This window comes from Achromobacter sp. B7 (assembly GCF_003600685.1).
GTDB lineage: Bacteria > Pseudomonadota > Gammaproteobacteria > Burkholderiales > Burkholderiaceae_B > Achromobacter > Achromobacter spanius_B.
The window spans coordinates 6,146,300-6,170,457 of the sequence record NZ_CP032084.1 but is presented as its reverse complement, the minus strand read 5'-3'; the positions used below and the strand labels follow the sequence as shown (position 1 = coordinate 6,170,457).

Annotated in this window: 28 protein-coding genes; 19 read left to right on the top strand and 9 right to left on the bottom strand. The window is 61.6% G+C overall.

What is annotated here, in order from left to right; translation table 11 throughout:
• Nucleotides 1–5: 5 nt before the first annotated feature.
• Entirely contained in the window at nt 6–722 is a 717-nt protein-coding gene (locus tag DVB37_RS27975; RefSeq protein ID WP_046806043.1) for a response regulator transcription factor, read from the bottom strand.
• 259 nt (nt 723–981) lie between these two features.
• Between DVB37_RS27975 and DVB37_RS27970 the strand changes: the two genes are divergently transcribed.
• The 18 genes from DVB37_RS27970 (at nt 982) to DVB37_RS27885 (ending at nt 13,326) form a co-directional block, all read left to right on the top strand.
• Nucleotides 982–1,683: a response regulator transcription factor gene (locus tag DVB37_RS27970; RefSeq protein WP_120157332.1), complete on the top strand. Its 702-nt coding sequence runs from the start codon at nt 982–984 to the stop codon at nt 1,681–1,683.
• Nucleotides 1,684–2,227: 544 nt separating this feature from the next.
• Nucleotides 2,228–2,605 (top strand): 30S ribosomal protein S12, encoded by a 378-nt coding sequence (gene rpsL, locus DVB37_RS27965; RefSeq protein WP_005017264.1) that lies wholly within the window; start codon nt 2,228–2,230, stop codon nt 2,603–2,605.
• A gap of 166 nt (nt 2,606–2,771) precedes the next feature.
• Nucleotides 2,772–3,242 (top strand): 30S ribosomal protein S7, encoded by a 471-nt coding sequence (rpsG, locus tag DVB37_RS27960; RefSeq protein WP_006216561.1) that lies wholly within the window; start codon nt 2,772–2,774, stop codon nt 3,240–3,242.
• An 18-nt stretch (nt 3,243–3,260) separates the two neighbouring features.
• Nucleotides 3,261–5,363, top strand: coding sequence for an elongation factor G (gene fusA, locus DVB37_RS27955; RefSeq protein ID WP_046806041.1), 2,103 nt, complete (start codon nt 3,261–3,263; stop codon nt 5,361–5,363).
• 75 nt (nt 5,364–5,438) lie between these two features.
• Nucleotides 5,439–6,629 carry an elongation factor Tu gene (gene tuf, locus DVB37_RS27950; RefSeq protein ID WP_006221899.1) on the top strand — a complete coding sequence of 397 codons (1,191 nt, stop codon included), beginning with the start codon at nt 5,439–5,441 and terminating at the stop codon, nt 6,627–6,629.
• Between the two features lie 74 nt (nt 6,630–6,703).
• Nucleotides 6,704–7,015 (top strand): 30S ribosomal protein S10, encoded by a 312-nt coding sequence (rpsJ, locus tag DVB37_RS27945; RefSeq protein WP_003806903.1) that lies wholly within the window; start codon nt 6,704–6,706, stop codon nt 7,013–7,015.
• Nucleotides 7,016–7,372: 357 nt separating this feature from the next.
• A complete protein-coding gene (rplC, locus tag DVB37_RS27940; RefSeq protein WP_052946063.1) occupies nt 7,373–8,062 on the top strand; it encodes a 50S ribosomal protein L3 in 690 nt (229 codons plus the stop codon).
• A 4-nt stretch (nt 8,063–8,066) separates the two neighbouring features.
• Entirely contained in the window at nt 8,067–8,687 is a 621-nt protein-coding gene (gene rplD / locus DVB37_RS27935) for a 50S ribosomal protein L4 (protein WP_006216558.1), read from the top strand.
• Nucleotides 8,684–8,980: a 50S ribosomal protein L23 gene (gene rplW, locus DVB37_RS27930; protein ID WP_006216557.1), complete on the top strand. Its 297-nt coding sequence runs from the start codon at nt 8,684–8,686 to the stop codon at nt 8,978–8,980. Before rplD ends, rplW begins: the two co-directional genes overlap by 4 nt.
• Nucleotides 8,981–9,808, top strand: a complete 828-nt coding sequence (gene rplB / locus DVB37_RS27925) for a 50S ribosomal protein L2 (RefSeq protein ID WP_006216556.1) — start codon at nt 8,981–8,983, stop codon at nt 9,806–9,808.
• A 12-nt stretch (nt 9,809–9,820) separates the two neighbouring features.
• Entirely contained in the window at nt 9,821–10,096 is a 276-nt protein-coding gene (rpsS, locus tag DVB37_RS27920) for a 30S ribosomal protein S19 (protein WP_006216555.1), read from the top strand.
• 3 nt (nt 10,097–10,099) lie between these two features.
• Nucleotides 10,100–10,429 carry a 50S ribosomal protein L22 gene (gene rplV, locus DVB37_RS27915; RefSeq protein WP_006227021.1) on the top strand — a complete coding sequence of 110 codons (330 nt, stop codon included), beginning with the start codon at nt 10,100–10,102 and terminating at the stop codon, nt 10,427–10,429.
• Nucleotides 10,430–10,438: 9 nt separating this feature from the next.
• Nucleotides 10,439–11,233, top strand: a complete 795-nt coding sequence (gene rpsC / locus DVB37_RS27910; RefSeq protein ID WP_006216553.1) for a 30S ribosomal protein S3 — start codon at nt 10,439–10,441, stop codon at nt 11,231–11,233.
• A 2-nt stretch (nt 11,234–11,235) separates the two neighbouring features.
• Nucleotides 11,236–11,652 (top strand): 50S ribosomal protein L16, encoded by a 417-nt coding sequence (gene rplP, locus DVB37_RS27905; protein ID WP_006216552.1) that lies wholly within the window; start codon nt 11,236–11,238, stop codon nt 11,650–11,652.
• 11 nt (nt 11,653–11,663) lie between these two features.
• On the top strand, nt 11,664–11,855 hold the full coding sequence (rpmC, locus tag DVB37_RS27900) for a 50S ribosomal protein L29 (protein ID WP_003806912.1): 192 nt from the start codon (nt 11,664–11,666) through the stop codon (nt 11,853–11,855).
• A 2-nt stretch (nt 11,856–11,857) separates the two neighbouring features.
• Nucleotides 11,858–12,139 carry a 30S ribosomal protein S17 gene (gene rpsQ / locus DVB37_RS27895; protein WP_006216549.1) on the top strand — a complete coding sequence of 94 codons (282 nt, stop codon included), beginning with the start codon at nt 11,858–11,860 and terminating at the stop codon, nt 12,137–12,139.
• An 87-nt stretch (nt 12,140–12,226) separates the two neighbouring features.
• Complete coding sequence (locus DVB37_RS27890; protein ID WP_120157331.1) at nt 12,227–12,736, top strand: hypothetical protein; 510 nt, start codon at nt 12,227–12,229, stop codon at nt 12,734–12,736.
• Between the two features lie 143 nt (nt 12,737–12,879).
• Nucleotides 12,880–13,326: a hypothetical protein gene (locus DVB37_RS27885; RefSeq protein WP_046806038.1), complete on the top strand. Its 447-nt coding sequence runs from the start codon at nt 12,880–12,882 to the stop codon at nt 13,324–13,326.
• Nucleotides 13,327–13,378: 52 nt separating this feature from the next.
• On the opposite strand, the gene DVB37_RS27880 is transcribed toward DVB37_RS27885, so the two are convergent.
• From DVB37_RS27880 to DVB37_RS27855, 6 genes are read right to left on the bottom strand one after another with little or no spacing between them, the layout of a single operon-like run.
• Nucleotides 13,379–14,446 carry a branched-chain amino acid ABC transporter permease gene (locus DVB37_RS27880; RefSeq protein WP_120157330.1) on the bottom strand — a complete coding sequence of 356 codons (1,068 nt, stop codon included), beginning with the start codon at nt 14,444–14,446 and terminating at the stop codon, nt 13,379–13,381.
• A 10-nt stretch (nt 14,447–14,456) separates the two neighbouring features.
• A complete protein-coding gene (locus tag DVB37_RS27875; RefSeq protein WP_120157329.1) occupies nt 14,457–15,467 on the bottom strand; it encodes a branched-chain amino acid ABC transporter permease in 1,011 nt (336 codons plus the stop codon).
• Complete coding sequence (locus tag DVB37_RS27870; RefSeq protein WP_120157328.1) at nt 15,464–16,216, bottom strand: ABC transporter ATP-binding protein; 753 nt, start codon at nt 16,214–16,216, stop codon at nt 15,464–15,466. The genes DVB37_RS27875 and DVB37_RS27870 overlap by 4 nt, the downstream gene beginning before the upstream one ends.
• Nucleotides 16,213–16,983: an ABC transporter ATP-binding protein gene (locus DVB37_RS27865; protein ID WP_120157327.1), complete on the bottom strand. Its 771-nt coding sequence runs from the start codon at nt 16,981–16,983 to the stop codon at nt 16,213–16,215. The genes DVB37_RS27870 and DVB37_RS27865 overlap by 4 nt, the downstream gene beginning before the upstream one ends.
• A 15-nt stretch (nt 16,984–16,998) precedes the next feature.
• Nucleotides 16,999–18,171 carry a substrate-binding domain-containing protein gene (locus DVB37_RS27860; protein WP_104142456.1) on the bottom strand — a complete coding sequence of 391 codons (1,173 nt, stop codon included), beginning with the start codon at nt 18,169–18,171 and terminating at the stop codon, nt 16,999–17,001.
• Between the two features lie 22 nt (nt 18,172–18,193).
• Nucleotides 18,194–19,090, bottom strand: coding sequence for an alpha/beta fold hydrolase (locus DVB37_RS27855; RefSeq protein WP_120157326.1), 897 nt, complete (start codon nt 19,088–19,090; stop codon nt 18,194–18,196).
• 159 nt (nt 19,091–19,249) lie between these two features.
• Here DVB37_RS27855 and DVB37_RS27850 point away from each other — a divergent pair, with 159 nt between their 5' ends.
• The gene (locus DVB37_RS27850; protein WP_046806031.1) at nt 19,250–20,209 is read left to right on the top strand and encodes a helix-turn-helix domain-containing protein; all 960 of its coding nucleotides are present in this window, start codon (nt 19,250–19,252) and stop codon (nt 20,207–20,209) included.
• 62 nt (nt 20,210–20,271) lie between these two features.
• Here the strand turns inward: DVB37_RS27850 and DVB37_RS27845 are convergent, their stop codons facing one another.
• Nucleotides 20,272–22,443 carry a metallophosphoesterase gene (locus tag DVB37_RS27845; protein ID WP_120157325.1) on the bottom strand — a complete coding sequence of 724 codons (2,172 nt, stop codon included), beginning with the start codon at nt 22,441–22,443 and terminating at the stop codon, nt 20,272–20,274.
• 186 nt (nt 22,444–22,629) lie between these two features.
• On the bottom strand, nt 22,630–24,057 hold the full coding sequence (locus DVB37_RS27840) for an NAD-dependent succinate-semialdehyde dehydrogenase (protein WP_046807447.1): 1,428 nt from the start codon (nt 24,055–24,057) through the stop codon (nt 22,630–22,632).
• Nucleotides 24,058–24,158: the final 101 nt, after the last annotated feature.

Genomic DNA, 24,158 nt, shown 5'->3' with positions numbered 1-24,158 from the left:
AGCGTCTATGACGGGTTGGTGGCGCTGTCGTCAGCGGCGCTTATCAATTCCAACCGGTAGCCAAGCGCGTACGACGAGCTCAGGCGCACGCCGTGCTCGGGGCGGATCTGGAGCTTTTGACGGATGTTGGACAAATGCGTATCCAACGTGCGGGACGTGGCGGGAATTTCGCGGTTCCAGACGCATTCGGCGAGCACGTCGCGCGACATCAGCCGGCCCAGATTGCGAAAGAAAAGCAGCGCCAGCTCAAATTCCTTGGGCGCCAGTGACACGGGGGCGCCGTGCAACGAAATGACGCGCGCCGCAGGCTCGATGCGGTAATGCGCAACCTCGAACGCATCGTTGGCCGGCTCGGCGATCTGACTGCGCCGCAGCAGCGCGGCCACACGAGCCAGCAACTCCAGCGGGCGCAGGGGCTTGACGATGTAGTCGTCGGCGCCCGCGCGCAGCCCTTCGACCAAATCATCTTCCGACGAGCGATTGGTCAAGAAGATAACCGGTACGCGCGGACCGATATTGGCGCGCAACCAGCGCACCACATCGTCACCGTCAATGTCTGGCAGGTGCCAATCCAGCAGCACCAGATCAAAATTTTCGGTGCGCAACGCGGCCAACAGATCCCGGCTCTGGTGATAACTGAGGCACGTATATCCCGCAGCGGTCAGCACTTGGTGTATGCGCCGGGCTTGGTCAAGATCGTCTTCCAGCGACGCGATTTTCATCGGAATTTCTCGCGGAGTTTTGCCACTTCTGCGCGCTCGTTGGCGGCCTGATGCAAAGGTGAGCGAATTTGTGTAAACGAATGATAACTCGGGCAAGTGAGAGTCTGGCTACGTTGTGGCAAGAACTGTCAAACATTGCAAAGTTAACGAATATTGACTGGAGTTGTTGCGTAACACCACGCCACACTGTCTCAACCGTCCCCTTCGCCGACGTCACAAACGGTCGGCAGCGGGGCTCGGGTCAGAGGTGGAATTAGCTATGAATCAATTGCGCATACTTATGATGTCGCCGGACGAGGTCGCCCGAAACGCCGCCGTGTCCGCGTTGCTGCAAGCCGGAATTTCCGCGCGCGGGTGCTCGACATCCCTTGAGCTGTTCGGATTACTCGATAGCGGCACCTACGATGCCGTGATCCTCGATGTGGGGGCGATGGGTGAAATCGGCTATGCCCTGGTTGCGCGCCTGCACGGATCTTCGTCGATGGGAATCGTGGTTACCGGACGGGGCATGTCGGTGGACAGCCGCCTGCGCTGCCTGCAAAGCGGCGCCGACGCCTGTCTGCCCGAACCGCAGGATCCGCGCGAACTCTCCTGCATCCTGCTGGCGCTGGCGCGCCGCCTGCCCGCGACACCCGACAACAAGGCGGACGAGGAGCCGGTCAACGGCCAATGGGAGTTGCGAGACCAGGGCTGGACGCTGGCTGCGCCCTCGGGCGCCACGATCTCGCTGTCGGCCAACGAACGCCTCATCGTCCGTTCATTGCTGGAAGTGGCGGGCAGGGCAGTGGGCCGGTCGGAGCTGGGCGACGAACTTCGGGTGGAAGGCGGTGGCGTGCGATCTAGCGGATCGCGCAGCATCGACGTGATCGTCAGCCGCTTGCGGCGCAAAGCGGAATTGGCGGGCGTGATGTTGCCCATCCGCACGGTGTACGGCAGCGGTTACTTGTTCGCCGACCATTAACGCCCGCCCGGAGCTACACTGCGCCGTAGGCCAAAAATACTCATGGTTTACCCCAGGCACCGCAACGTCCGACGAGTGCGGCGCGGCGCGTTTCAAAGGGTTGGATCCGTCCTGCTACGTGACCCTATTTTGCGCCAGCCGGCCCTAAGTCCCTGCCTTTTTGCCGCCAACGCGCGGCGTCCGGGGGCTTACAAAATACTTTGACAGTACGCCTTGATCTCAGTTATGCTAAAGGGCTTACTGCTTTATTTCGCGCGCAAAATCTGTACGCAAAAGGCAAACAGTTCAAGAACTTAGTCCAGGATCTAAAACCAGGTGCGTCACGAGCCTTCGGTTTTGGGTCCATCTGTTGCGACTTCGTCCTTGAATGCCGGCCGCTATCAGTTTTGTGCGTTTGTCATGGTTTGTTGGCAAGCCCGCTCTTTTACGTATATGAACGTTTGAGGCGGTTTTGCGCGAACTGCCTTCTCCGAGAGAATTCACTGCTTGAGGAGACGAGTACGTAAGTACTTACCAGTGGTACGTAAAAGGGATTTCAAAGGTCATGCCTACCATTAGCCAACTCGTGCGCAAGCCGCGCGAAGTCAGCATCATCAAAAGCAAGAGCCCCGCGCTCGAAAATTGCCCGCAACGCCGCGGCGTGTGCACTCGCGTGTACACCACCACCCCCAAGAAGCCGAACTCCGCTCTGCGCAAGGTTGCCAAAGTGCGTCTGACCAACGGTTACGAAGTCATTTCGTACATCGGCGGTGAAGGCCACAACCTGCAAGAGCACTCGGTGGTTCTGGTGCGTGGCGGTCGTGTGAAGGACTTGCCCGGTGTGCGTTATCACATCGTGCGCGGTTCCCTCGACCTGCAAGGCGTCAAGGATCGTAAGCAAGCCCGCTCGAAGTACGGCGCCAAGCGCCCGAAGAAGGCTTAATAACGAGTCAGCAGTAACCCCGCGTGGCGGAAGCCCATCACTAGGGAAGTGCGACCGCGCCCTCCGGCTTTTGGGAAGGAGCGCGGCACGTAAGGGGTCGTCCCAATGGGCGGCCATGGCCGTGTAATGAAACACGGTTCAACTGAACAGACACAAGGAAGCAACAATGCCCCGTCGTCGCGAAGTACCCAAGCGCGAGATTCTGCCCGATCCCAAGTTCGGCAGCGTCGAGCTCGCCAAGTTCATGAACGTCGTCATGCTGGACGGTAAGAAGGCCGTCGCCGAGCGCATCGTCTACGGTGCCCTCGAGCAAGTGCAAACCAAGACCGGCAAAGAGCCGATCGAGGTTTTCAGCCTGGCGATCAACAACATCAAGCCGATCGTCGAAGTGAAGAGCCGCCGCGTTGGCGGTGCCAACTACCAAGTGCCGGTTGAAGTGCGCCCCGTGCGCCGCCTGGCCCTGGCTATGCGTTGGCTCCGTGAAGCCGCTAAGAAGCGTGGCGAGAAGTCGATGGATCTGCGTCTTGCTGGCGAACTGATCGACGCCTCCGAAGGTCGTGGCGCCGCGATGAAGAAGCGCGAAGACACGCACAAGATGGCAGAGGCCAACAAGGCCTTCAGCCATTTCCGCTGGTAATTTAAGGACTAATCCACCATGGCCCGCAAAACCCCGATCGAGCGCTATCGCAACATTGGTATCTCTGCGCACATCGATGCAGGGAAAACCACCACGACCGAACGTATCCTGTTCTACACCGGCGTCAATCACAAGATTGGCGAAGTGCATGATGGCGCAGCCACCATGGACTGGATGGAACAAGAGCAAGAGCGTGGCATCACCATTACGTCGGCAGCTACGACGGCGTTTTGGCGTGGCATGGCGAAGAACTATCCCGAACACCGCATCAACATCATCGACACCCCGGGTCACGTGGACTTCACCATTGAGGTGGAACGTTCCATGCGCGTCCTGGACGGTGCTTGCATGGTCTATTGCGCGGTGGGTGGCGTTCAGCCGCAGTCCGAAACCGTGTGGCGCCAAGCCAACAAGTACGGCGTGCCGCGTCTGGCCTTCGTCAACAAGATGGACCGCACCGGCGCCAACTTCTTCAAGGTCTATGACCAGCTGAAGAACCGCCTGCGCGCCAATCCCGTGCCGATCGTGATCCCGATCGGTGCCGAAGACACGTTCCAAGGCGTGGTCGACCTGGTCAAGATGAAGGCGATCATTTGGGACGAAGCCAGCCAAGGCATCAAGTTCGACTACCACGATATTCCCGCCGAGCTGGAAGGCCTGGCCAACGAATGGCGTGAAAAGCTGGTTGAAGCCGCCGCTGAGTCGTCGGAAGAGCTGATGAACAAGTACCTGGAAACGGGTTCCTTGGACGAAGCCGAAATCAACCTGGCCATCCGCCAACGCACCATCGCTGGCGAAATCCAGCCGATGCTGTGCGGCACCGCCTTCAAGAACAAGGGCGTGCAGCGCATGCTGGACGCGGTCATCGACTACCTGCCTTCGCCCGTGGACATTCCCGCGGTTGACGGCCAGGACGACGATGGCAATCCCGTCACGCGTGAAGCGGACGACGGCGAGAAGTTCTCGGCACTGGCATTCAAGCTGATGAGCGATCCGTTCGTGGGTCAATTGACCTTCGTGCGCGTTTACTCGGGCGTCCTGAAGTCGGGCGACACGGTCTACAACCCCATCAAGGGCAAGAAAGAACGTATCGGCCGCATTCTGCAGATGCACGCGAACAACCGCGAAGAAATCAAGGAAGTGTTGGCAGGCGACATCGCCGCCGTGGTGGGTCTGAAAGACGTGACCACCGGCGAAACGCTGTGCGACACCGACTCGCACATCTTGCTCGAACGCATGATTTTCCCCGAGCCCGTGATTTCGCAGGCCGTGGAACCGAAGTCGAAGGCTGACCAGGAAAAGATGGGTCTGGCGCTGTCGCGTCTGGCGCAGGAAGATCCGTCGTTCCGCGTGCGCAGCGACGAAGAATCCGGCCAAACCATCATTTCCGGCATGGGCGAGCTTCACCTGGAAATTCTGGTCGACCGCATGAAGCGTGAGTTCGGCGTTGAAGCCAACGTCGGCAAGCCGCAAGTGGCCTACCGTGAAACCATCCGCAAGACCTGCGACGAAGTTGAAGGCAAGTTCGTCAAGCAGTCGGGCGGCCGTGGCCAGTACGGTCACGTGGTGCTGAAGGTCGAGCCGTTGCCTCCTGGCGGTGGCTACGAATTCGTGGACGCCATCAAGGGCGGTGTGGTTCCTCGCGAATACATCCCCGCGGTGGACAAGGGCATTCAGGAAACGCTGCCTTCGGGCGTGTTGGCTGGCTACCCGATCGTCGACGTCAAGTGCACGCTGTTCTTCGGTTCGTACCACGATGTGGACTCGAACGAAAACGCGTTCAAGATGGCCGGCTCCATGGCATTCAAGGAAGGTCTGCGCAAGGCCAGCCCCGTGCTGCTGGAACCGATGATGGCCGTTGAAGTCGAAACGCCGGAAGACTACGCTGGTACCGTGATGGGCGATCTGTCCTCGCGTCGCGGCATGGTCCAAGGCATGGACGACATGGTCGGTGGCGGCAAGACCATCAAGGCTGAAGTTCCCCTGGCCGAGATGTTCGGTTACGCCACGAACCTGCGTTCGTTGACGCAAGGTCGTGCCACGTACACGATGGAATTCAAGCATTACTCCGAGGCTCCCAAGAACGTCGCTGACGAAGTCATCGCCGCTCGGGCCAAGTAAATAACCCTAGCCAGGTCCGCCCATCCGGGTGGCCTGGCAGATTCAAGTTTCCTTGAAAGTTAAAGGATAGAGATCATGGCAAAAGGCAAGTTTGAACGTACCAAGCCGCACGTGAACGTGGGTACGATTGGTCACGTTGACCACGGCAAAACGACGTTGACGGCAGCTATCACGACCGTTCTGTCGAACAAGTTCGGTGGCGAAGCCAAGGGCTACGACCAGATCGATGCGACTCCTGAAGAAAAGGCTCGCGGCATCACGATCAACACCGCCCACGTTGAGTACGAAACCGAAGCGCGTCACTACGCTCACGTTGACTGCCCGGGCCACGCTGACTATGTGAAGAACATGATCACGGGTGCGGCGCAAATGGACGGCGCGATTCTGGTTGTGTCGGCCGCTGACGGCCCGATGCCGCAAACGCGTGAACACATTCTGCTGAGCCGCCAGGTTGGCGTGCCGTACATCATCGTCTTCCTGAACAAGGCTGACATGGTTGACGACGCCGAGCTGCTCGAGCTGGTGGAAATGGAAGTTCGCGAACTTCTGTCCAAGTACGACTTCCCGGGTGATGACACCCCGATCGTCAAGGGTTCGGCCAAGCTGGCGCTGGAAGGCGACAAGGGCGAACTGGGCGAGCAAGCCATCATGGCTTTGGCCGCTGCACTGGATTCGTACATCCCGACGCCCGAGCGCGCCGTGGACGGCACGTTCCTGATGCCGGTTGAAGACGTGTTCTCGATCTCGGGTCGTGGCACGGTGGTGACTGGCCGTATCGAACGCGGCATCGTCAAGGTCGGCGAAGAAATCGAAATCGTGGGCCTGGTGCCGACGGTCAAGACGACTTGCACGGGCGTTGAAATGTTCCGCAAGCTGCTGGACCAAGGTCAAGCTGGCGACAACGTGGGCATCCTGCTGCGCGGCACCAAGCGTGAAGACGTCCAGCGCGGCCAAGTGTTGGCCAAGCCGGGCTCGATCACCCCGCACACGGACTTCACGTCCGAGGTGTACATCCTGTCCAAGGAAGAAGGCGGCCGTCACACTCCGTTCTTCCAAGGCTATCGTCCCCAGTTCTACTTCCGCACGACGGACGTGACGGGCACGATCGAGCTGCCGGCCGACAAGGAAATGGTTCTGCCGGGCGACAACGTGGCCATGACGGTCAAGCTGTTGGCTCCCATCGCCATGGAAGAAGGCCTGCGTTTCGCTATCCGTGAAGGCGGTCGTACCGTCGGCGCCGGCGTCGTCGCCAAGATCCTGAAGTAATTCGGATCACTTAAGCAGCACACAACCAGCGAGGGCGCCTCGTCGCCTTCGCCTCTCGTTCTTTAGGAAACGCCATGAAAAACCAAAAGATCCGTATCCGCTTGAAAGCATTCGATTACAAGCTGATCGATCAATCGGCCGCTGAAATCGTCGACACCGCCAAGCGTACCGGCGCCGTCGTCCGCGGCCCGGTGCCGCTGCCCACGCGTATCCGTCGCTACGACGTTCTGCGTTCGCCGCACGTCAACAAGACGTCGCGCGACCAGTTCGAAATCCGTACGCACCAGCGCCTGATGGACATCGTTGATCCCACCGACAAGACCGTTGACGCTCTGATGCGTCTGGACCTGCCGGCCGGCGTCGACGTCGAAATCGCGCTGCAGTAAGGCGATTCGGGCCTGCTACCTTCGCCGGTAGGCTCGATAAGAATGGCCGTGTTCCCAAGGGAATGCGGCCATTTTGTTTTGGTCGGGGCAACGCCGTCCAAAGTGTGGCAAATATGCGCGCGTGCGCATGCCTTTAAGCCGCTAAGTGCTTGTGCTGTCTGAAAAAATCATGCTAATATGCCAAGCTTGCCATTTTGTGGCAAGTCTAACTATGGGCGGATTGGCTTGAATCCCTTTGCTGCAAGGCAAGGCGGCCTATAAGGCAATACCAACCAGGTTGAACATAGTCGTAGGGCAAAGGCCGTTACCTTTTGCCTGATTAGCCCTGACCAATCGCAGTCAGGAATGGAGAAAACGATGTCGAATTCGACACCCACGCCCGCCGCTCACCGGCTGGGGCTGGTGGGTCGCAAGGTCGGCATGACCCGCATTTTTACCGAGGAAGGTGAATCCATCCCGGTAACCGTGCTGGACGTGTCTAACAACCGCGTGACCCAAGTTAAGTCGCTGGAAACCGACGGCTACGCCGCGATCCAGGTGGCTTATGGCACTCGTCGTGCCTCGCGTGTGGCTCAGCCGCAAACGGGCCACTACGCCAAAGCCGGCACTGAAGCCGGTAGCATCCTCAAAGAATTCCGCCTTGATCCCGCCCGCGCTGCTGAATTTGCAGCCGGTTCCGTGATCGCCGTGGAATCCGTGTTCGAAGCCGGCCAACAGGTCGACGTGACGGGCACGACCATTGGTAAAGGCTTCGCCGGTACCATCAAGCGTCACCACTTCGGTTCGCAACGCGCGTCGCACGGTAACTCCCGTTCGCACCGCGTCCCGGGCTCGATTGGCCAAGCTCAAGATCCGGGCCGCGTGTTCCCGGGTAAGAAGATGGCTGGTCACCTGGGTGATGTCACCCGCACCGTTCAAAACCTCGACGTCGTTCGCGTTGACGTTGAGCGTGGCCTGCTGTTGGTCAAGGGCGCTGTCCCCGGCCACGCTGGCGCCGACATCGTCGTGCGCCCGGCCATCAAGGCCCCGGCCAAGAAGGGAGCGTAAGTAAATGGATCTCAAGCTCCTGAACGACCAAGGTCAGGCCGCTGCTACGTTCAGCGCGCCCGATACGATCTTCGGCCGTGACTTCAACGAAGCGCTGATTCATCAGATCGTGGTGGCTTTCCAAGCCAATGCCCGTGCCGGCAACCGCGCTCAGAAGGATCGTGCCGAAGTTAAGCACTCGACCAAGAAGCCCTGGCGCCAGAAGGGTACCGGCCGCGCACGCGCTGGTATGACTTCGTCGCCGCTGTGGCGTGGCGGTGGTCGGATTTTCCCGAACTCGCCCGAAGAGAACTTCAGCCAGAAGGTCAACAAGAAGATGTACCGCGCCGGGATCCGTTCGATCTTGTCGCAACTGGCTCGTGAAGACCGTATCGCCGTTGTCGAATCGTTTGATCTGGAATCGCCCAAGACCAAGGCTGCTGCTGCAAAGCTGAAGAGCCTGGGCCTGGACTCGGTCCTGATCATCACCGACAGCGTTGATGAGAATGTTTACCTCGCCACCCGCAACCTGCCGCACGTTGCTGTTGTCGAGCCCCGTTATGCCGATCCGTTGTCGCTGGTCCACTACAAGAAAGTGCTGATCACCAAGCCGGCCATCGCTCAACTCGAGGAGATGCTGGGATGAACGCTGAACGCTTGATGCAAGTCATTCTGGCTCCGATCGTGACCGAAAAGGCCACGTTCGTCGCTGAGAAGAATCAGCAAGTCGCTTTCCGTGTCGTGGCTGACGCTACCAAGCCGGAAATCAAGGCTGCCGTCGAACTGCTCTTCAAAGTGCAGGTCGAGTCCGTGCAGGTCCTCAACCGTAAGGGCAAAGTCAAGCGCTTTGGCCGATTCGTTGGCCGTCGCCGTAATGAGCGCAAGGCTTACGTGTCGCTCAAGGACGGCCAGGAAATCGACTTTGCGGAGGTGAAGTAAATGGCCCTCGTAAAAGTTAAGCCGACATCGGCTGGCCGCCGTGGCATGGTGAAGGTTGTTAGCCCGAACCTGCACAAGGGTGAGCCCTACGCGCCGCTGCTGGAAAAGAAGACCCGTGGTTCTGGCCGTAACAACAACGGTCACATCACGATCCGCCACCGTGGTGGTGGTCACAAGCAACACTACCGTGTCGTCGACTTCCGTCGCGACAAGGACGGTATCCCGGCAAAGGTCGAGCGTCTGGAATATGACCCCAACCGTACGGCGCACATTGCTCTGCTGTGCTACGCCGACGGCGAACGTCGTTACATCATCGCTCCGCGTGGCCTGGAAGTGGGTGCTACCTTGCTGTCGGGCACCGATGCTCCGATCCGCGCTGGTAACACGCTGCCGATCCGCAACATCCCGGTGGGTACGACGATTCACTGCGTCGAAATGCTGCCTGGCAAGGGTGCTCAAATGGTCCGTTCGGCCGGCGCTTCCGCCGTCCTGCTGGCTCGCGAAGGCATCTACGCTCAGGTTCGTCTGCGCTCGGGTGAAGTTCGCCGTGTGCACATCGAATGCCGCGCCACCATTGGTGAAGTCGGTAACGAAGAACACAGCCTGCGCCAAATCGGCAAGGCCGGTGCAATGCGTTGGCGTGGTATCCGCCCGACGGTTCGTGGCGTTGCCATGAACCCGGTGGATCACCCGCACGGTGGCGGCGAAGGCCGTACCGGTGAGGCACGCGAGCCGGTCAGCCCGTGGGGCACCCCGGCGAAGGGTTTCAAGACCCGTCGCAACAAGCGGACGAACAATATGATCGTCCAACGGCGCAAGCGCAAGTAAGAGGCGAACACTATGTCACGTTCGATCAAGAAAGGCCCGTTTGTCGATGCTCACCTGATCAAAAAGGTGGACACGGCCGTCGCGGGCAAAGACAAGAAGCCGATCAAGACCTGGTCGCGTCGTTCCACGATCCTGCCCGAGTTCATCGGTCTGACGATCGCGGTCCACAACGGCAAGCAACATGTCCCCGTGTACATCAACGAGAACATGGTCGGTCACAAGCTGGGCGAGTTCGCGCTGACCCGTACGTTCAAGGGCCACGCTGCGGACAAGAAGGCGAAGAGGTAAGCGATGGAAACTACTGCCATTATCCGTGGGGTGCACATCTCGGCACAGAAGACCCGTTTGGTTGCGGACTTGATCCGTGGCCAGAAGGTCGGCCGTGCCCTGGAAATCCTCACCTTCTCGCCGAAGAAGGCTGCCGTCATCCTGAAGAAGGCTGTCGAGTCCGCCATCGCCAACGCCGAGCACAACGACGGCGCCGATATCGACGAACTGAAAGTCACCACGATTTTTGTGGACAAGGCTCAGTCGATGAAGCGCTTCTCCGCTCGCGCCAAGGGCCGCGGCAACCGTATCGAGAAGCAGACCTGCCATATCACGGTCAAGGTCGGAGCTTAAGGAGTCACGATGGGTCAGAAAATTCACCCCACTGGGTTCCGTCTCGCGGTCACCCGTAATTGGTCCTCGCGTTGGTTCGCCGACGACAAGGCCTTCGGCACGATGCTTGCCGAAGACATTCGCGTTCGCGAGTACCTGAAAAAGAAGCTCAAGAGCGCCTCCGTTGGTCGCGTGATCATCGAGCGTCCGGCCAAGAATGCCCGCATCACCGTCTACTCGGCTCGTCCGGGCGTGGTGATCGGCAAGCGCGGCGAAGACATCGAAAGCCTGAAGGCTGATCTGCAGCGTCTGATGGGCGTGCCTGTGCACGTCAACATCGAAGAAATCCGCAAGCCGGAAACCGATGCTCAACTGATCGCCGACTCGATCTCGCAACAGCTCGAGAAGCGCATCATGTTCCGTCGCGCAATGAAGCGCGCGATGCAAAACGCGATGCGTCTGGGTGCCCAAGGCATCAAGATCATGAGCTCGGGCCGTCTGAACGGTATCGAAATTGCTCGCACCGAGTGGTATCGCGAAGGCCGTGTGCCGCTGCACACCCTCAAGGCCAACATCGACTACGGCACCTCCGAAGCCCACACCACGTATGGCGTGATCGGCATCAAGGTCTGGGTCTACAAGGGCGACATGCTGGCTAACGGCGAATTGCCGCCGGAAACCGCTGCCCCGCGCGAAGAAGAACGTCGTCCGCGCCGCGCTCCGCGTGGTGATCGTCCGGACGGTGCTCGCACCGGTCGTCCGGGTGGTCGTGGTCGTGGTGGTCCCCGCAAGGCGGACGCTGCTCCGGCGCCTGAAGGAGAATAACCATGCTGCAACCCTCTCGCAGAAAGTATCGCAAAGAGCAGAAGGGCCGCAACACCGGTCTGGCGACTCGTGGTACCCACGTGTCGTTCGGCGAATTCGGTCTGAAGGCCACCGGCCGTGGCCGTCTGACCGCTCGCCAGATCGAAGCCGCTCGTCGTGCTATCAATCGTCACATCAAGCGTGGCGGCCGTATCTGGATTCGCATTTTCCCGGATAAGCCCATCTCGCAAAAGCCCGCCGAAGTCCGTATGGGTAACGGTAAGGGCAATCCTGAGTACTGGGTCGCTGAAATTCAGCCCGGCAAAGTGCTCTACGAAATGGAAGGTGTGAGCGAAGAGATCGCGCGTGAAGCTTTCCGCCTGGCCGCTGCCAAGCTGCCGATTTCGACCACGTTCGTCGCGCGTCATATCGGTGCTTAAGGAGTACTAACATGAAAGCTAGCGAACTCCGTTCGAAAGACGCCGCCGAGCTCGGCAAAGAGCTCGAAAGCCTGCTGAAGGCACAATTCGGTCTGCGTATGCAGAAGGCCACGCAGCAACTGGCCAACACCAGCCAGCTGCGCAACGTGCGTCGCGACATTGCGCGCGTTCGTACCTTGCTGACCGAGAAGGCAGGGAAATAAACATGAGCGAAACTCAAAACACCCAAGTGGCCAAGCGCCAGCGTACGCTGGTTGGCAAGGTCGTCAGCAACAAGATGGACAAGACTGTCGTTGTGCTCGTCGAGCGCCGCGTCAAGCACCCCATCTTCGGCAAGATCATCATGCGCTCCGCGAAGTACAAGGCGCACGATGAATCGAACCAATACAACGAAGGCGATACGGTTGAAATCGCTGAAGGCCGTCCCATCTCGCGCTCGAAGTCGTGGCGTGTGGTGCGTCTGGTTGAAGCCGCACGTATCATCTAAGTGATGCAGTCATCGGAACGGTTCGCCGTTCTGATATAAAACGGCAAGGGCTAAACCCCTTGCCGTTTTTTTTTGTCTTTGAGATCCATGCCGAGTCGAGTCAGCAACGTCCTGCGCAGTATCGTCACGGCCCATGCGCTCGGGGCCGCCTTGTGCCTGGCCGGCGCGGCAGCCGCGCAAGCCCTGAACACGGGCCAAGCTGCCCCTTCGGCGCCGTCGCCCGATGACGCCAGGACCGGTAAGAACGTCTTGAATGCGGGACCCGAGCCTCGGGTCAAACCGCCTACCGGATCTCGCGACCACGCAGCCATCTTCGGCTCGGAAGACGAGGACGAACAGGCCTTGGCGTCGCAGGAGCAGACGCTTGAAAACCAGCGCAATCAGCTGCTGATGCTGGAACGCCTGTTCACCCAGAAGCCTGCGGGCGCCGGGACTGCGCCGCCGGCGATGATGCCGTTGAACTCCGGCTCGACGATGCGGCCTTTGCAGCCCACGCCCTCTGGCTCGCAGCTTGATAGAGGCAAGATCGACGAGATGCAGCGGCGCGTCGACGGTATGCGCCGCGACGCGGAATCGATGCGCCAGAGCGGAAAATAAACGCTGAAGCCGGCCGGTGCCGCTTTTGAAACGCAGCGTAGCCGTTATCGGCACCAGCGTTGTTACAACGGCCCATGGTTCTTGATATAAGTGCTGTCAGCGCACCTATTGCGCTGACAATTCTGACCACAGGAGTGGCATAGATGATCAAGTCTCCGGGCAAGCTTGGCGCTGCAGCTTTCATGGTGTGGGCGGGCGTGGGATTTTCTGCAGCCGCAAGCGCGCAAAGCATTGTTTTCAAGGATGTGGAAGTCTCTCGGCCCATCTACGACAGCGTTTTGGTCGTTGGTAGCGATAGCCGAGCGCGAACTGGCATGGAAGTCCGAGAGTTGCAGAGGACGATGGATCAGGTTCGTGATCAAACGCGTACTTTGGATGACCTGAAGAACCAGAACCGCGCGCTGCAACGCAAAGTGGACGATCAGGAGAAAAAGATTGCCGCATTGGAGCGAAAACAAAGCGACAGCAACCGTAGTAGCAGTAGCAGTAGCAGCAGCAACAGCGCGAACGAGCGGCAGTTCAGCGCGATGCAGCGCCAGATCGATCAGCTTAGCCGCGACCTTGATCGTGTACGTAGCAAGGTGAAATAACGCGAGGTGCCTGCGCGCGCGGCGAGGTCGTGCGCGCGGGCGCGTCCCCGCGTCAGCGCCGTCGCGCCAGTTCCCGCAGGCGTCCCGCGATCCCCGTTGGAAAGTAATACACCGACACGACGAACAGGATGCCCAGCCACAGCAGCCAGCGGTCCGGTTCGAACAGCAACGCCAACGGCGCCACGCCGGTCACCGCATCGTGGAGGACGTGCAGGCCATCTTGAAGATAGCTTTGCGCGAACACGAACAAGCTGGCGCCCACCACGGCGCCATACATCGTCCCCATGCCGCCGATCACCAGCATCAGCAGGATGTTCAGCATGATCTCGAACGACAGGGAGGTGTCCGGCCCGTTGTAGCGGAGCCATAGCGCGTACATCGCGCCGGCCAGCGTGGCGAAGGCGGCGGCAAGCAGGTTGGACAGGCTGCGATACAGCACGGTGCGATAGCCGATGGCTTCGGCGCGGAAGGGGTTTTCGCGGATCGCTTGCAGCACGCGGCCGAACGGAGAATTGACGATGCGCAGCAGCATCAGGAACAGCACGACGCAGACGGCGGCGATCAAATAATACGTAATGATGCGGCCGTCGATCGTGACGCCCAGTACGGGTTCTGACAACGGTCGGAACGCGGGGCGAAGCAGTTGCGGCACCTTGAAGTTAAGGCCGTCTTCGCCGCCCGTCAGCGTGGACAGTTGCGAGACCAGCGTCTGGAAGGCGGCAGCCACCGCCAAGGTGATCATGGCGTAGAAGATTGCGCGTACACGCAGGCTTGCCAAGCCGATCAGCAATGCAAAGGCCAGCGACACAAGCAGGCCCGCGCCCACGCCGGCGAACACTGCCGTCCAACCGGGCTCCATACGGATGCTGGCGATTGCCACGCCATAGGCGCCGATGCCGAAGAACATCGTGTGCGCAAAGCTGACGATGCCGGTATAGCCCAGCAGCAGGTCATAGCTGGCCACCAGGATGACGAACACCAGGATCTTGGCCGCCACGGCCAGCGACTTGGGGCCGGGAAAGAGAAACGGCGTGGCAAGCAGCAGGACGACAATCACAATCAGCGCCAGCGCCAGCAAAGGGCTGCGCGGCGGGTCGCCGGAGAGCAGGCGGAATGACATGTCGCGGTTCCTAGCGGTTGGTGACCGGATACACGCCTTGCGGCCGCCACAACAATATGGCGACCATCAGGGCGATGTTCGAGAACAAGGCCGCCTTGGGGACCAGGAAGCCGGTGTAGTTGGCCATCAAGCCAACCAGCAGCGCGCCGATCAGGCAGCCCACCGTCGAGCCCAATCCGCCGATCATGATGACGATGAAGATCAGCACGTTTACCTGCGCACCCAACTGCGGCACGATGGATTGCTGATACATGCCCCACAGCACGCCGCCCAGGCCGGCCAGCATGGACCCCGCCACGAACACGCCCACGAACAGGTGCCGGATGCGATAGCCCAGGCTTTCGACCATTTCCCTGTCTTCAACGCCGGCGCGGATCAGCAGCCCCAACTTGGTCCGGTTCAGCACCCACAGCATGCCGCCCAGCACTAGCACGCCCACTGCCAGCGCGACGATGCGAAATTTCTCGATCGCGGCGTCGCCCAGCAGGAACGCGCCGCGCAGCGCCTCGGGCAGCGGGAGCGACAGCGTTTGCGGACCCCAGATCATCTTGATGATCTCTTCGCCGATGATCATGCCGCCCATGGTGATCAGGATCTGCTTCAGATGCTGGCCGTACACCGGCCGCACAATGACGCGTTCGAAGGCCAGGCCCACCGCGCCGGCCACAAGCATGCCCACGATCATGGCCGGCAGTACCGCAACCATGTTCGTCCACAGGCTTGCCGTCTGCGTCCAGTCGGACATCGACCCCAGCACCGTGGCCGCCATGTACGCGCCGATGGCAATGAACAGGCCGTGGCCGAAGTTCAAAACATCCATCAGCCCGAACACCAGCGTCATGCCCGAGGCGACGATGAAGATGATCATGCCCATGGCCAGGCCGGCCAACGTCAGGGTGATCCAGGTCGACAACGAGCCTACCAGCGGCAGTGCAAGCGCGGCCAATGCGACGACCAGCAGCACGGGGCGCAGGTCCGCGCGCACGCGTGGCCGTGGGGTATCGATATCCAAGGTGCTCATTGATGGCTTCCCAGCGATAGGCCCAGCAGGCGGGTCTGTAGCGCCTCGTCTTGCGCCAACGTCTGCATGGCGCCCGCGTGGACGATACGGCCGTCGTCCATGACGGCGACATGGTCGCCGACCCGGCGCGCAAAGTTGAAGTTCTGCTCGACCAGCAAAATGGTGGTGGACGCCTGCTTGAGTTCGATGAAGGCGTCGATCATGTTCTGGATGATGGCGGGCGCCAGGCCCTTGCTGGGCTCGTCGATCAGCAGCAGTCGGCGCGGTTCGATGATGGCGCGCGCCACGGCAAGCATCTGTTTCTGGCCTCCGGACAGCTTGCCGGCGGGGTGTAGCCAGAACTTCTTCAGTGCCGGGAAGAATCCGAAGATCCATTCCAATCGCGCCGTGTCCAACTGCGCCTCGGTTCGGGCCTGGCGCGCGGCCAGCAAGATGTTTTCCTTGACGGAAAGGTCGGCAAAGATGCCCATGTTCTCGGGTACGTAGGCCATGCCCATGCGCGCCATGTCGGGCGGCGATGTGCGGGTGCCCGGCCCGCCGACGGGCGCGCCGTCAAACCGCACCTGGCCTTGCGAGGCGCGCCACAAGCCCATGATGGTGCGCAGCGTCGTGGTCTTACCCGCGCCGTTGCGGCCCAGCAGCATGGTTACCGCCGACGCGGGCACCGCAAGATCGACGCCGTGCAGGATTTGATACGCACCGATGTGCGTGTGCACGTCCTTCAATTCAAGTAGCGGCGGCGCGCTCATGCGGGGTTCTCCACGGGCGCGATACCCAGGTATGCCTGTTGCACGATGGGCGAGGCGATGACAGCGGCGGGCTCGCCATCGGCCATCAATTGGCCGTTATGCAGTACGACGATGCGGTCGGCCAATTCGCGCACCACATCCATCTTGTGCTCGACCAGCAGGATTGTTTTCGAGGGGTCGGCTTTCAGTTCGCGAATCAGCTCCAGCACCACGGGTACATCGTCCACGCTCATGCCGGCCGTGGGCTCGTCAAACATGAAAACCTGCGGCTCCAGGGCGATCAACATGGCGATTTCCAGCTTGCGCTGATCGCCATGCGGCAGGTCGGCCGCAGCCTGGTCGCGGCGTGCCGACAAGCGGGTACGTTCAAGCAGCACATCGGCGCGCGCCAGCAGCTTGCGATCATCGTCCCAGGTTCGCCAGAAGCGAATCTGACGCCAGCTCAGACCTTGTTGGCGCGATTGCAGCGCCAGCCGCACGTTCTCGTGCACGGACAGGCGCGGGAAAAGCTGCGTCAGCTGAAATGCACGGCCCAACCCCGCGTGCATGCGCGCAGGGGCCGACAGCGACGTCAGGTCGCGCCCGTTCAGACTTACCGACCCAGCGCTGGCACGCAGCTGGCCAGAGATCAAGTTGAAGTAGGTTGTCTTGCCCGCGCCGTTGGGGCCGACAATGGCCGTCAGCGTGCCCGGCTCGTAGCGGCAACTGACGTTGTTGACGGCCACGTGCCCGCCGAAGCGGATCGTAAGCGATTGGGTTTCCAGCATGGCGGCAACCGGCCTTCAACGCTTGTTTTGAATGGGCACATTCATCTGATCGGGCGTGATTTCCTTGACCAGATCCTGCACGGCCCACGGCACGGAAGGATCGTTCTTGATGCGGAAGTGGTACATCGACTGCATCGCCTGATGGTCTTCGGGGCGGAACGTCATCTTGCCCTTGGGCGTATCGAAACTCATGCCTTCCATTGCCTTGATGAGCGTGTCGGTGTCGGCGTTGCCCGCGGTCTTGTTCAGCGCCGCCACGATCGCGATGCCCGAAGACATGCCGCCGGCCGTGAAGAAGTCGGGCGGCTGCCCGAAGCGCTTCTGATGTTCGGCAACCAGCCAATCGTTGATGGGATTCTTCGGAATGCCGTAGTAGTAATACGTGGCGCCTTCCATGCCGGCCAGGGACTTCAGCGGCGTCATCGCGGCCAGCGTGTTGCCGCCCGTGGCAATTTCAATGCCGAAGCGCTTGGGGTCCAGGTCGGCTATCTTGAACGGGTTGCCGGCGCCGGCCCACAGGATGAAGATGATCTTGCGGCCGGGCTTGTCTTTCAACGCATCAAACAGGCGCTGCGCGCCGGCGGTGAAGTCCGTGGCGTTGGCCGGCAGATATTCCTCGTGCACGATCTTGGCGTTTTTCAGCGCACCCTTGAAGGCCTTCACGCCGTCACGGCCAAATGCGTAGTCTTGCGCCAACATGGCGATGGATGTGCCCGCCTGGTCGAACGCGACCGCGTTGGCGATGGCGTCCTGCGACGAGTTGCGGCCGGTGCGGAAAATGTACTTGTTCCATTTTTCGCCGGTGATCGAATCCGCGACGGCGGGCTCGACCAGCAGGATCTTTTCGTATTCCTCGGCGATGGGCAGCATGGCCAACGCGACGCCTGACGACGTGGGGCCCACCGCGATGTCGGCATTGTCGTCCGCATAGGCCGACGCCAGCTGCGCGCGGGCAACGTCGGGCTTGCCCTGATTGTCCTTTTCAATGACGCGGATCTTGCGGCCAGCCACGGTCATCGTGCCTTGCGTGGCGTACTCCAGGCCCAGCATCAAGCCGTTCTGCGTCTGTTTGGCATAGGCCTCCAGCGGCCCGGTCTTGTCGTACACGTGGGCGACGACGAAATCCTTGGCGGCGACCGTCGAGGTCATGCAAAGCGCCGCCAGCGCGGCGAGCAGTATGCGATTCATGGGAAGTCTCCTGGTATCAGTATCAACGGGCGCAAGCGTTCGCCGTGTGATCCGGCGTGGCAAGAAATTGGCGGATGGCGTCGATCTGCGGCGCGACGTTCAATGCGGGGGCGTGGCCACAGTCGGGGAAGTCGATGCGCGTTGCACGGGGACCGCGCTGCGTCATGGCATCAGCGACTTCCGGCAGCAACAGGTCGGACTGCGCGCCGCGCAGCAACAGCACCGGCATGCGCAGCGAGTCGTAGCCGCTCCAGCGGTCGTAGTCATTGGGATGATGGCGGAATTGGGCGACGATGGCGGGGTCGTAATGCGGCGTGACGCGGCCATCGGGAAGCCGGCGGACCGACGTCTCGGCCATACGCCGCCATTGCGCATCGCTTTGCCACCCATAGGGCTGGTAGGCGACGCGCAGCCAGGCTTCGAGTTCGGTGACGGTATCAAAGGCGGGCGGGTTGCCCGCGTACGCCAGGATGCGTTCGATGGCCGGCTTGGGCAGCTCGGGTCCGATGTCATTGACCACCAGATGCGAGATCCGGTCGCGCAAGGTGGTGGCGGCCGCGTGCATGCCGGTGGCGCCGCCCATCGATGTGCCGACCCAGCGCATACGGGTAAGCGACAAGGCATCGGCCAGCGTGCGCGCCAGCCTTGCATAGAAATCCAGGCAGTATTCGGCCGCCGGGTCGGGGCTCCATTGCGACAGGCCGCGGCCGATCGTGTCGGGGCAGATGACGCGGTAGTCACCGGCCAGCGCTTCTGCCAGGTCGTCGAAGTCGCGGGCGGTTCGAGCCAGGCCGTGCCACATGATGAGGGGCAGCGCGTCGGGCGCGCCCCATTCCATGTAGTGCAGCTCGCGTCCTTCGCAACGCACATAGCGCGAAACCGGCGTGTGGCGGGCGGCCGTTGCGGGCTCGGTTGCCATGAGTCTCCTCTCGGGTTGTCCAGGTTGTGTGCTTATCGGGCTGAATATAGACTTGCGCCAGACGCATCGACAATGCGCCGCGCACCCCAGGGCAGGGTGAGTCAAGAACTTGTAGACGCAAGATCAAATTGCGCTGGGCCGCGTACAGGAGACCGCGACATGTCGGACACGGAATTCGCCATATCGGCCACCGCAGGCGCCGACGGGCGCGAGCAATGGCGGGCGGCGCTGGCCGACGCGTTCGGTCCGTTCGAGGTGCACCGCGGCAAAGCCGACCATTTCGCCGGCCATGTGCGCTACGCGCGTCGCGCCAGCTTGCAGTTCAATGACCTGCACTATCAGGGACAGAAGCTGGAACGCACGGCCGGTAACGTGTCGCGGCTGGACCAGGAGTTCTATACGTTTGGCATGCCGCTGGCGGGGCCGTTGGCCGTGCGGCAGCAGGGGCGCGATTTTCAGGTGGAGCCGGGCTGCGTGTACCTGATGAACCAAAGCCTGCCGTATCAGGCGACGGCGTTGGGGGCGGCCGGCTACCGTAGTCTTAGCGTGTCGTTTCCTCGCAGTGCGCTGACGCAGCGCGATTCGCGCATCGGCGCGTTCCACAAGTTGCGCATCGATGACGGGTCGCCGCGCGGGGCGATGCTGGCCGGCTTCATGGACCACCTGTTCAAGGGCATGGGCAGCTGGTCCGATACCGAAGTGACCGAGCTTGGCGAAAGGTTGATCGACCTGATCGTGCTGTTCCTGGTGCAGGCGGGGCAGGGGCATGCGTCTGAAACGGACAGCAGCGTTACGTTGGCGCATCGCCAGCGCGTGTTGGCCTACATCCGCCAGCACCTGGCCGACCCTGGCCTGTCGCCGCAGCACGTCGCGCAAGGCTGCGGCGTGTCGGTGGCGTATCTGCACCGCATCCTGCGCGCGGGCGGCCTGTCGGTGGAGTCGTTCATCTTTGATCAGCGCCTGGATAAATGCCGCGAGCTGCTGCTGGACCCGCGGCATCGGCACCGCGGCATCGCCGAGCTGGCCTATCAGGTCGGCTTTTCACACCCGTCTCATTTCAGTCGGCTGTTCAAGAGCCGCTTCGGCATCACTGCGCGCGATATGCGCGCACGCTGCTGAGTCAAAAAAGACGGCTCACGAATGAGCCGTCTTGTCTTACCGGTCAGCCGTTGAGCGCTGGCTTAGAACGGTGACGGACGATTCGACAGATCCACAATGCTGTTGCTGGTCAGGTCCAGCCGGATGTGTTCGGACGGCGCGCCTGCCGCCAGCTTCAGCATGATCGCCATCAGCGGCTTGAAGCGCGCCTTGAACAGGTCGGCAAGCGTATTGGCGTTGCTGACGCTGTTGCCGCTCATTTGCACGGAAGCGTTCGTGTTGGCCAGCGCCTGGGCCAGCAGCTTGTACTGGCTGGCGCGTTGGGCCGGCATGTCGGCAAAGGCCAGGTCGCCGGCATTGGCAATGCGCACGAAGTCGCCCGCCATGTCCAGCGCCTTCCACTGCGCGAAGTCCGACAGCTGCATGCCGTTGGCTTGCGCCAGGGCTTGTGCACGCGCCTGCGCGTCGGCCAGGTTGCCGGCATACGCCGCGTTGCTGGCTCCGGTACCGCCGCCGTCCGACAGGCAGGCAAAGAAGGCCGGCGTCAGATTGCTCTGATTGCCGGTGTTCGCCAGTTCCTTGAGCGTGACGCTGGTTTGCAGTTGCGACAGCGTCAGCAGGTCGGCGCCGGTCAGCGGGCTTTTGACCAGTTCGCGCATCTCGCAACGCCAGTCGTCGTTAAGCAGGCGCAGGCGCACCAGCTCGCTCATGTAGCGATACGTGAAGTCGCCGTAGTCCTTGGCGTCAAGGATCGACACGTCCCAGCGGGGCGGCGTGGTGTAGGCGTTCTCGGCGCGATACAGGTCGAACAGTTCGTCAAAGCGCGGCACCTTGTCCAGGCGGATGGTCTGTACTTCGATCTTGTCGGCGCTTTGCAGCGTCATCAGCTTGTAGGCCGGCACGTACGCCGCCATGGACGGCGCCTGGATATTGAACAGCGCCGTGTCGCCGCCGTAGTTGCGGGCGGCCATGTCGTTAAAGTGCATATGTCCGCCCACGTGCACCTTCAGGCCGGTTTCGGCCAGGGCGCGGGTGGTGTTCTCCGCCGGACGCCGGATCATCTGCATCTTGTTCGCGCCCAGCAGCGCTTCGATGTCGTCGGAGGCGCCGTTGAAAAACTCGGACATCGGGAAGTGGCTGAACGCGATGACCTGCTTGCCCTGCGCCTTGCCGCGCGCGACGACGTCAGCCAACCATTTGATGACGTGGGCCTTGTGCGTCAGCATCTTGTTGTAGCCCTGGTCACCCGAGCCGGTGAAATCATTGGCGCCGATGCCCGTGGGCACGTAGACGTTGGCATCGATGCCGACCAGCCACACGCCCTTGACCGGCTCAACTACGTAGGACGTGTCTGGCACCATCTTGCACAGCGTGTAGTTCTGCGGCTTGTTTGGGCCGCCCGTGCCTTCGGCGCAGATCTCGTACTGGCGGTTGATCCAGTTGGCCTGATCCAATGCCGTGGTGTAGTCGTAGTCTTCGTACTTGTAGGTGCTGTACGGCGTTTCGTAATAGACGTTTTGCGGCTGCGGCATGAAGCCATGCTGCTTGAGCGCGTCCGTGATGCCGGCGTAGCCCATGTGCAGGACTTCTTCCGTGCAGTACGTGTTGCCGATGCGCGCCCAGTCGCCGCTGTAAGGCGTGCTGCACGCGGCGTTGCCGCCGCGGCTGTAGATCGGTTGCGAGAAGCCGATGGCGCCGGTCGTGGGGTCCAGGCCCAGGTAGTCGCTCTTGCCGGCCGCCTGGTTGAAGGGCCGGTTGGGGTCATGGTTGCCGGGGGCGGCAAAGAACTGGATGCCGTGCTTCTTGGAGTAGTCATCCATGATCTTCACCAGGCCGCGCATGTGCACGGGCTGGCCGTCGTCCGAGAAGTCGCCCGGCAATGCGATGTACTTCACGCCGCGCGCAACGGCGTCGTCCAGCGCGGCCAGGAAGGCGAAGTAGTTCTCGTTGAACAGGCGCGTCGACGTCAGCTGCGCATACATCGTGCGGATCGTTGCGTTGTCGCCGTGCTTGGGATTCGGAATGCCCGGGAACGAACCGTCCTTGAAGTCGGCGTACACATCGTGGAAGTGAATGTCGGGCATGAACGCCACTTGCACGGGGGCGGGTGGCGCGGCCGGCGTTTCCGTGACGGGTGGGGGCGTCTGTGCGACCGGGGGATTGTTGTTGTCGTCATCGTCGCCGCCACAAGCGGCGAGCAAGGCCACAAGGGTGGCGGCGCCGGCCGTGCGGGCGAAGCGGGAAAGGGCGTTCATTGCGCGATCTGATCCTGAAGAGTGGGGCGGGCAGCCACTTCCCTTGGGGTGGTCAGCTGCCTGTCAGCGAGGCGCAATGTTCTCGGACGTGCATGACAGCATCATGAAACGGCGCCGCGCCATGGCCGTCTGCCGCAGGACGAAAAAAAGCCCCTTGCGGGGCTTTTGGGCTGAAGCGCGGAACGCTCAGATGTGCGTGATGAATTTCGTGACGAGGTAGCCGTCAAACGTTTCCAGGCCGCCTTCGCTACCGATGCCGCTGTCCTTGATGCCGCCGAACGGCGTCTCGGCCAGCGCACTGCCGAAGTGGTTGATGTTGACCATGCCGGCTTCCAGTCCGTTCGAGACCTTGGTGGCGGTCTTCAACGAATTGGTGAACACGTAGGACGACAGGCCGAACGGCAGGCTGTTGGCGCGGCGCAGGACTTCGTCGGTGTCCTTGAAGCGGACCACCGGCGCCACGGGGCCGAAGGGTTCTTCGGTCATCAGCATCGAGTCGTCCGGCAGTTCCGTCACGACCGTGGGGGCGAAGAAAAAGCCCTTGCGGTCCAGTGGGCCACCGCCCACCACGACCTTGCCGCCGTGCTTCTTGGCGTCGTCGATGAAGGCGCTCATGGCGGGTACGCGGCGTTCGTGCGCCAGCGGACCCATGTCGGTGCCGGCTTCCAGGCCGTCGCCGACCTTGATGTTCTTGAGCACGTCCGAGAAGCGGGCCAGGAACTGCTCGTAGGCGCCTTCCTGCACGTAGAAGCGAGTGGGCGACACGCAGACCTGACCAGCGTTGCGAACTTTGAACTTGGCCAGCATTTCAGCGGCGCGGTCGATGTCGGCGTCGTCGAACACCAGCACGGGCGAATGGCCGCCCAATTCCATCGTGACGCGCTTCATGTGCGCGCCGGCCAGCGCGGCCAGCTGCTTGCCCACCGGCACGGAACCGGTGAACGACACCTTGCGCACGATCGGCGAACGGATCAGGTAGTCGGAGATCTTGGCGGGCTCGCCCCAGACGATGTTCAGGCAGCCCTTGGGCAGGCCGGCATCGTGGAACATGCGCGCAATCGCCATGACGGCGCTGGGCGAATCTTCCGGACCCTTGAGGACCACCGTGCATCCCGCGCCGAGCGCGGCGGCGATCTTGCGGATGGCCTGGTTGTACGGGAAGTTCCACGGCGTGAACGCGGCGCAGACGCCGATGGGTTCGCGCACGACAAACTGGCGTACATCGGGATTGCGGGGCGGGACCACGCGGCCGTAGATACGGCGGCATTCTTCGGCGTGCCAGTCGGCGTGTTCAGCGCAAGAGGTGACTTCGCCCACGGCTTCGGCCAGCGGCTTGCCCTGGTCCAGCGTCATGTTGCGGCCGATTTCCTTGGCGCGCTCGCGCGACAGCGTGGCAACCTTGCGCAGGATGGCCGAACGATCCATGGGAGAAGACTTCTTCCACGATTCGAACGCGCGCTGGGCGGCGGCTAGCGCACGGTCCAGATCGGCTTCGGTTGCGTGAGGCAGCTGGCCCAGCACTTCAAGCGTGGCCGGGTTGATGACGTCCTGGGTGCGCCTACCCTCGCCGGAGATGAATTCGCCGTCGATATACAGCGCCAACTGTTCATACATGCCTGTCTTTCCTTGCGAAATAGGAGTGGAGTGCGATCGCGTGTCGCCCACGCCAGTCTAAACCAGCTTGCGCGATGCGGGGAGGGCCAATCCGCAGCGCA

What these genes read in the sequence shown, in the direction of transcription:
- DVB37_RS27890 (WP_120157331.1), top strand. Translation starts at nt 12,227, where the DNA reads ATGCCGAGTCGAGTCAGCAACGTCCTGCGCAGTATCGTCACGGCCCAT.
- rpsJ (WP_003806903.1), top strand. Translation starts at nt 6,704, where the DNA reads ATGAAAAACCAAAAGATCCGTATCCGCTTGAAAGCATTCGATTACAAG.
- rplW (WP_006216557.1), top strand. Translation starts at nt 8,684, where the DNA reads ATGAACGCTGAACGCTTGATGCAAGTCATTCTGGCTCCGATCGTGACC.
- DVB37_RS27975 (WP_046806043.1), bottom strand. Translation starts at nt 722, where the DNA reads ATGAAAATCGCGTCGCTGGAAGACGATCTTGACCAAGCCCGGCGCATA.
- rpsC (WP_006216553.1), top strand. Translation starts at nt 10,439, where the DNA reads ATGGGTCAGAAAATTCACCCCACTGGGTTCCGTCTCGCGGTCACCCGT.
- tuf (WP_006221899.1), top strand. Translation starts at nt 5,439, where the DNA reads ATGGCAAAAGGCAAGTTTGAACGTACCAAGCCGCACGTGAACGTGGGT.
- fusA (WP_046806041.1), top strand. Translation starts at nt 3,261, where the DNA reads ATGGCCCGCAAAACCCCGATCGAGCGCTATCGCAACATTGGTATCTCT.
- DVB37_RS27850 (WP_046806031.1), top strand. Translation starts at nt 19,250, where the DNA reads ATGTCGGACACGGAATTCGCCATATCGGCCACCGCAGGCGCCGACGGG.
- rpsQ (WP_006216549.1), top strand. Translation starts at nt 11,858, where the DNA reads ATGAGCGAAACTCAAAACACCCAAGTGGCCAAGCGCCAGCGTACGCTG.
- DVB37_RS27840 (WP_046807447.1), bottom strand. Translation starts at nt 24,057, where the DNA reads ATGTATGAACAGTTGGCGCTGTATATCGACGGCGAATTCATCTCCGGC.
- DVB37_RS27875 (WP_120157329.1), bottom strand. Translation starts at nt 15,467, where the DNA reads ATGAGCACCTTGGATATCGATACCCCACGGCCACGCGTGCGCGCGGAC.
- DVB37_RS27865 (WP_120157327.1), bottom strand. Translation starts at nt 16,983, where the DNA reads ATGCTGGAAACCCAATCGCTTACGATCCGCTTCGGCGGGCACGTGGCC.
- DVB37_RS27970 (WP_120157332.1), top strand. Translation starts at nt 982, where the DNA reads ATGAATCAATTGCGCATACTTATGATGTCGCCGGACGAGGTCGCCCGA.
- rpsG (WP_006216561.1), top strand. Translation starts at nt 2,772, where the DNA reads ATGCCCCGTCGTCGCGAAGTACCCAAGCGCGAGATTCTGCCCGATCCC.
- DVB37_RS27860 (WP_104142456.1), bottom strand. Translation starts at nt 18,171, where the DNA reads ATGAATCGCATACTGCTCGCCGCGCTGGCGGCGCTTTGCATGACCTCG.
- rplP (WP_006216552.1), top strand. Translation starts at nt 11,236, where the DNA reads ATGCTGCAACCCTCTCGCAGAAAGTATCGCAAAGAGCAGAAGGGCCGC.
- rpsL (WP_005017264.1), top strand. Translation starts at nt 2,228, where the DNA reads ATGCCTACCATTAGCCAACTCGTGCGCAAGCCGCGCGAAGTCAGCATC.
- DVB37_RS27885 (WP_046806038.1), top strand. Translation starts at nt 12,880, where the DNA reads ATGATCAAGTCTCCGGGCAAGCTTGGCGCTGCAGCTTTCATGGTGTGG.
- rplB (WP_006216556.1), top strand. Translation starts at nt 8,981, where the DNA reads ATGGCCCTCGTAAAAGTTAAGCCGACATCGGCTGGCCGCCGTGGCATG.
- DVB37_RS27855 (WP_120157326.1), bottom strand. Translation starts at nt 19,090, where the DNA reads ATGGCAACCGAGCCCGCAACGGCCGCCCGCCACACGCCGGTTTCGCGC.
- rpmC (WP_003806912.1), top strand. Translation starts at nt 11,664, where the DNA reads ATGAAAGCTAGCGAACTCCGTTCGAAAGACGCCGCCGAGCTCGGCAAA.
- DVB37_RS27845 (WP_120157325.1), bottom strand. Translation starts at nt 22,443, where the DNA reads ATGAACGCCCTTTCCCGCTTCGCCCGCACGGCCGGCGCCGCCACCCTT.
- rplC (WP_052946063.1), top strand. Translation starts at nt 7,373, where the DNA reads ATGTCGAATTCGACACCCACGCCCGCCGCTCACCGGCTGGGGCTGGTG.
- DVB37_RS27880 (WP_120157330.1), bottom strand. Translation starts at nt 14,446, where the DNA reads ATGTCATTCCGCCTGCTCTCCGGCGACCCGCCGCGCAGCCCTTTGCTG.
- rpsS (WP_006216555.1), top strand. Translation starts at nt 9,821, where the DNA reads ATGTCACGTTCGATCAAGAAAGGCCCGTTTGTCGATGCTCACCTGATC.
- DVB37_RS27870 (WP_120157328.1), bottom strand. Translation starts at nt 16,216, where the DNA reads ATGAGCGCGCCGCCGCTACTTGAATTGAAGGACGTGCACACGCACATC.
- rplD (WP_006216558.1), top strand. Translation starts at nt 8,067, where the DNA reads ATGGATCTCAAGCTCCTGAACGACCAAGGTCAGGCCGCTGCTACGTTC.
- rplV (WP_006227021.1), top strand. Translation starts at nt 10,100, where the DNA reads ATGGAAACTACTGCCATTATCCGTGGGGTGCACATCTCGGCACAGAAG.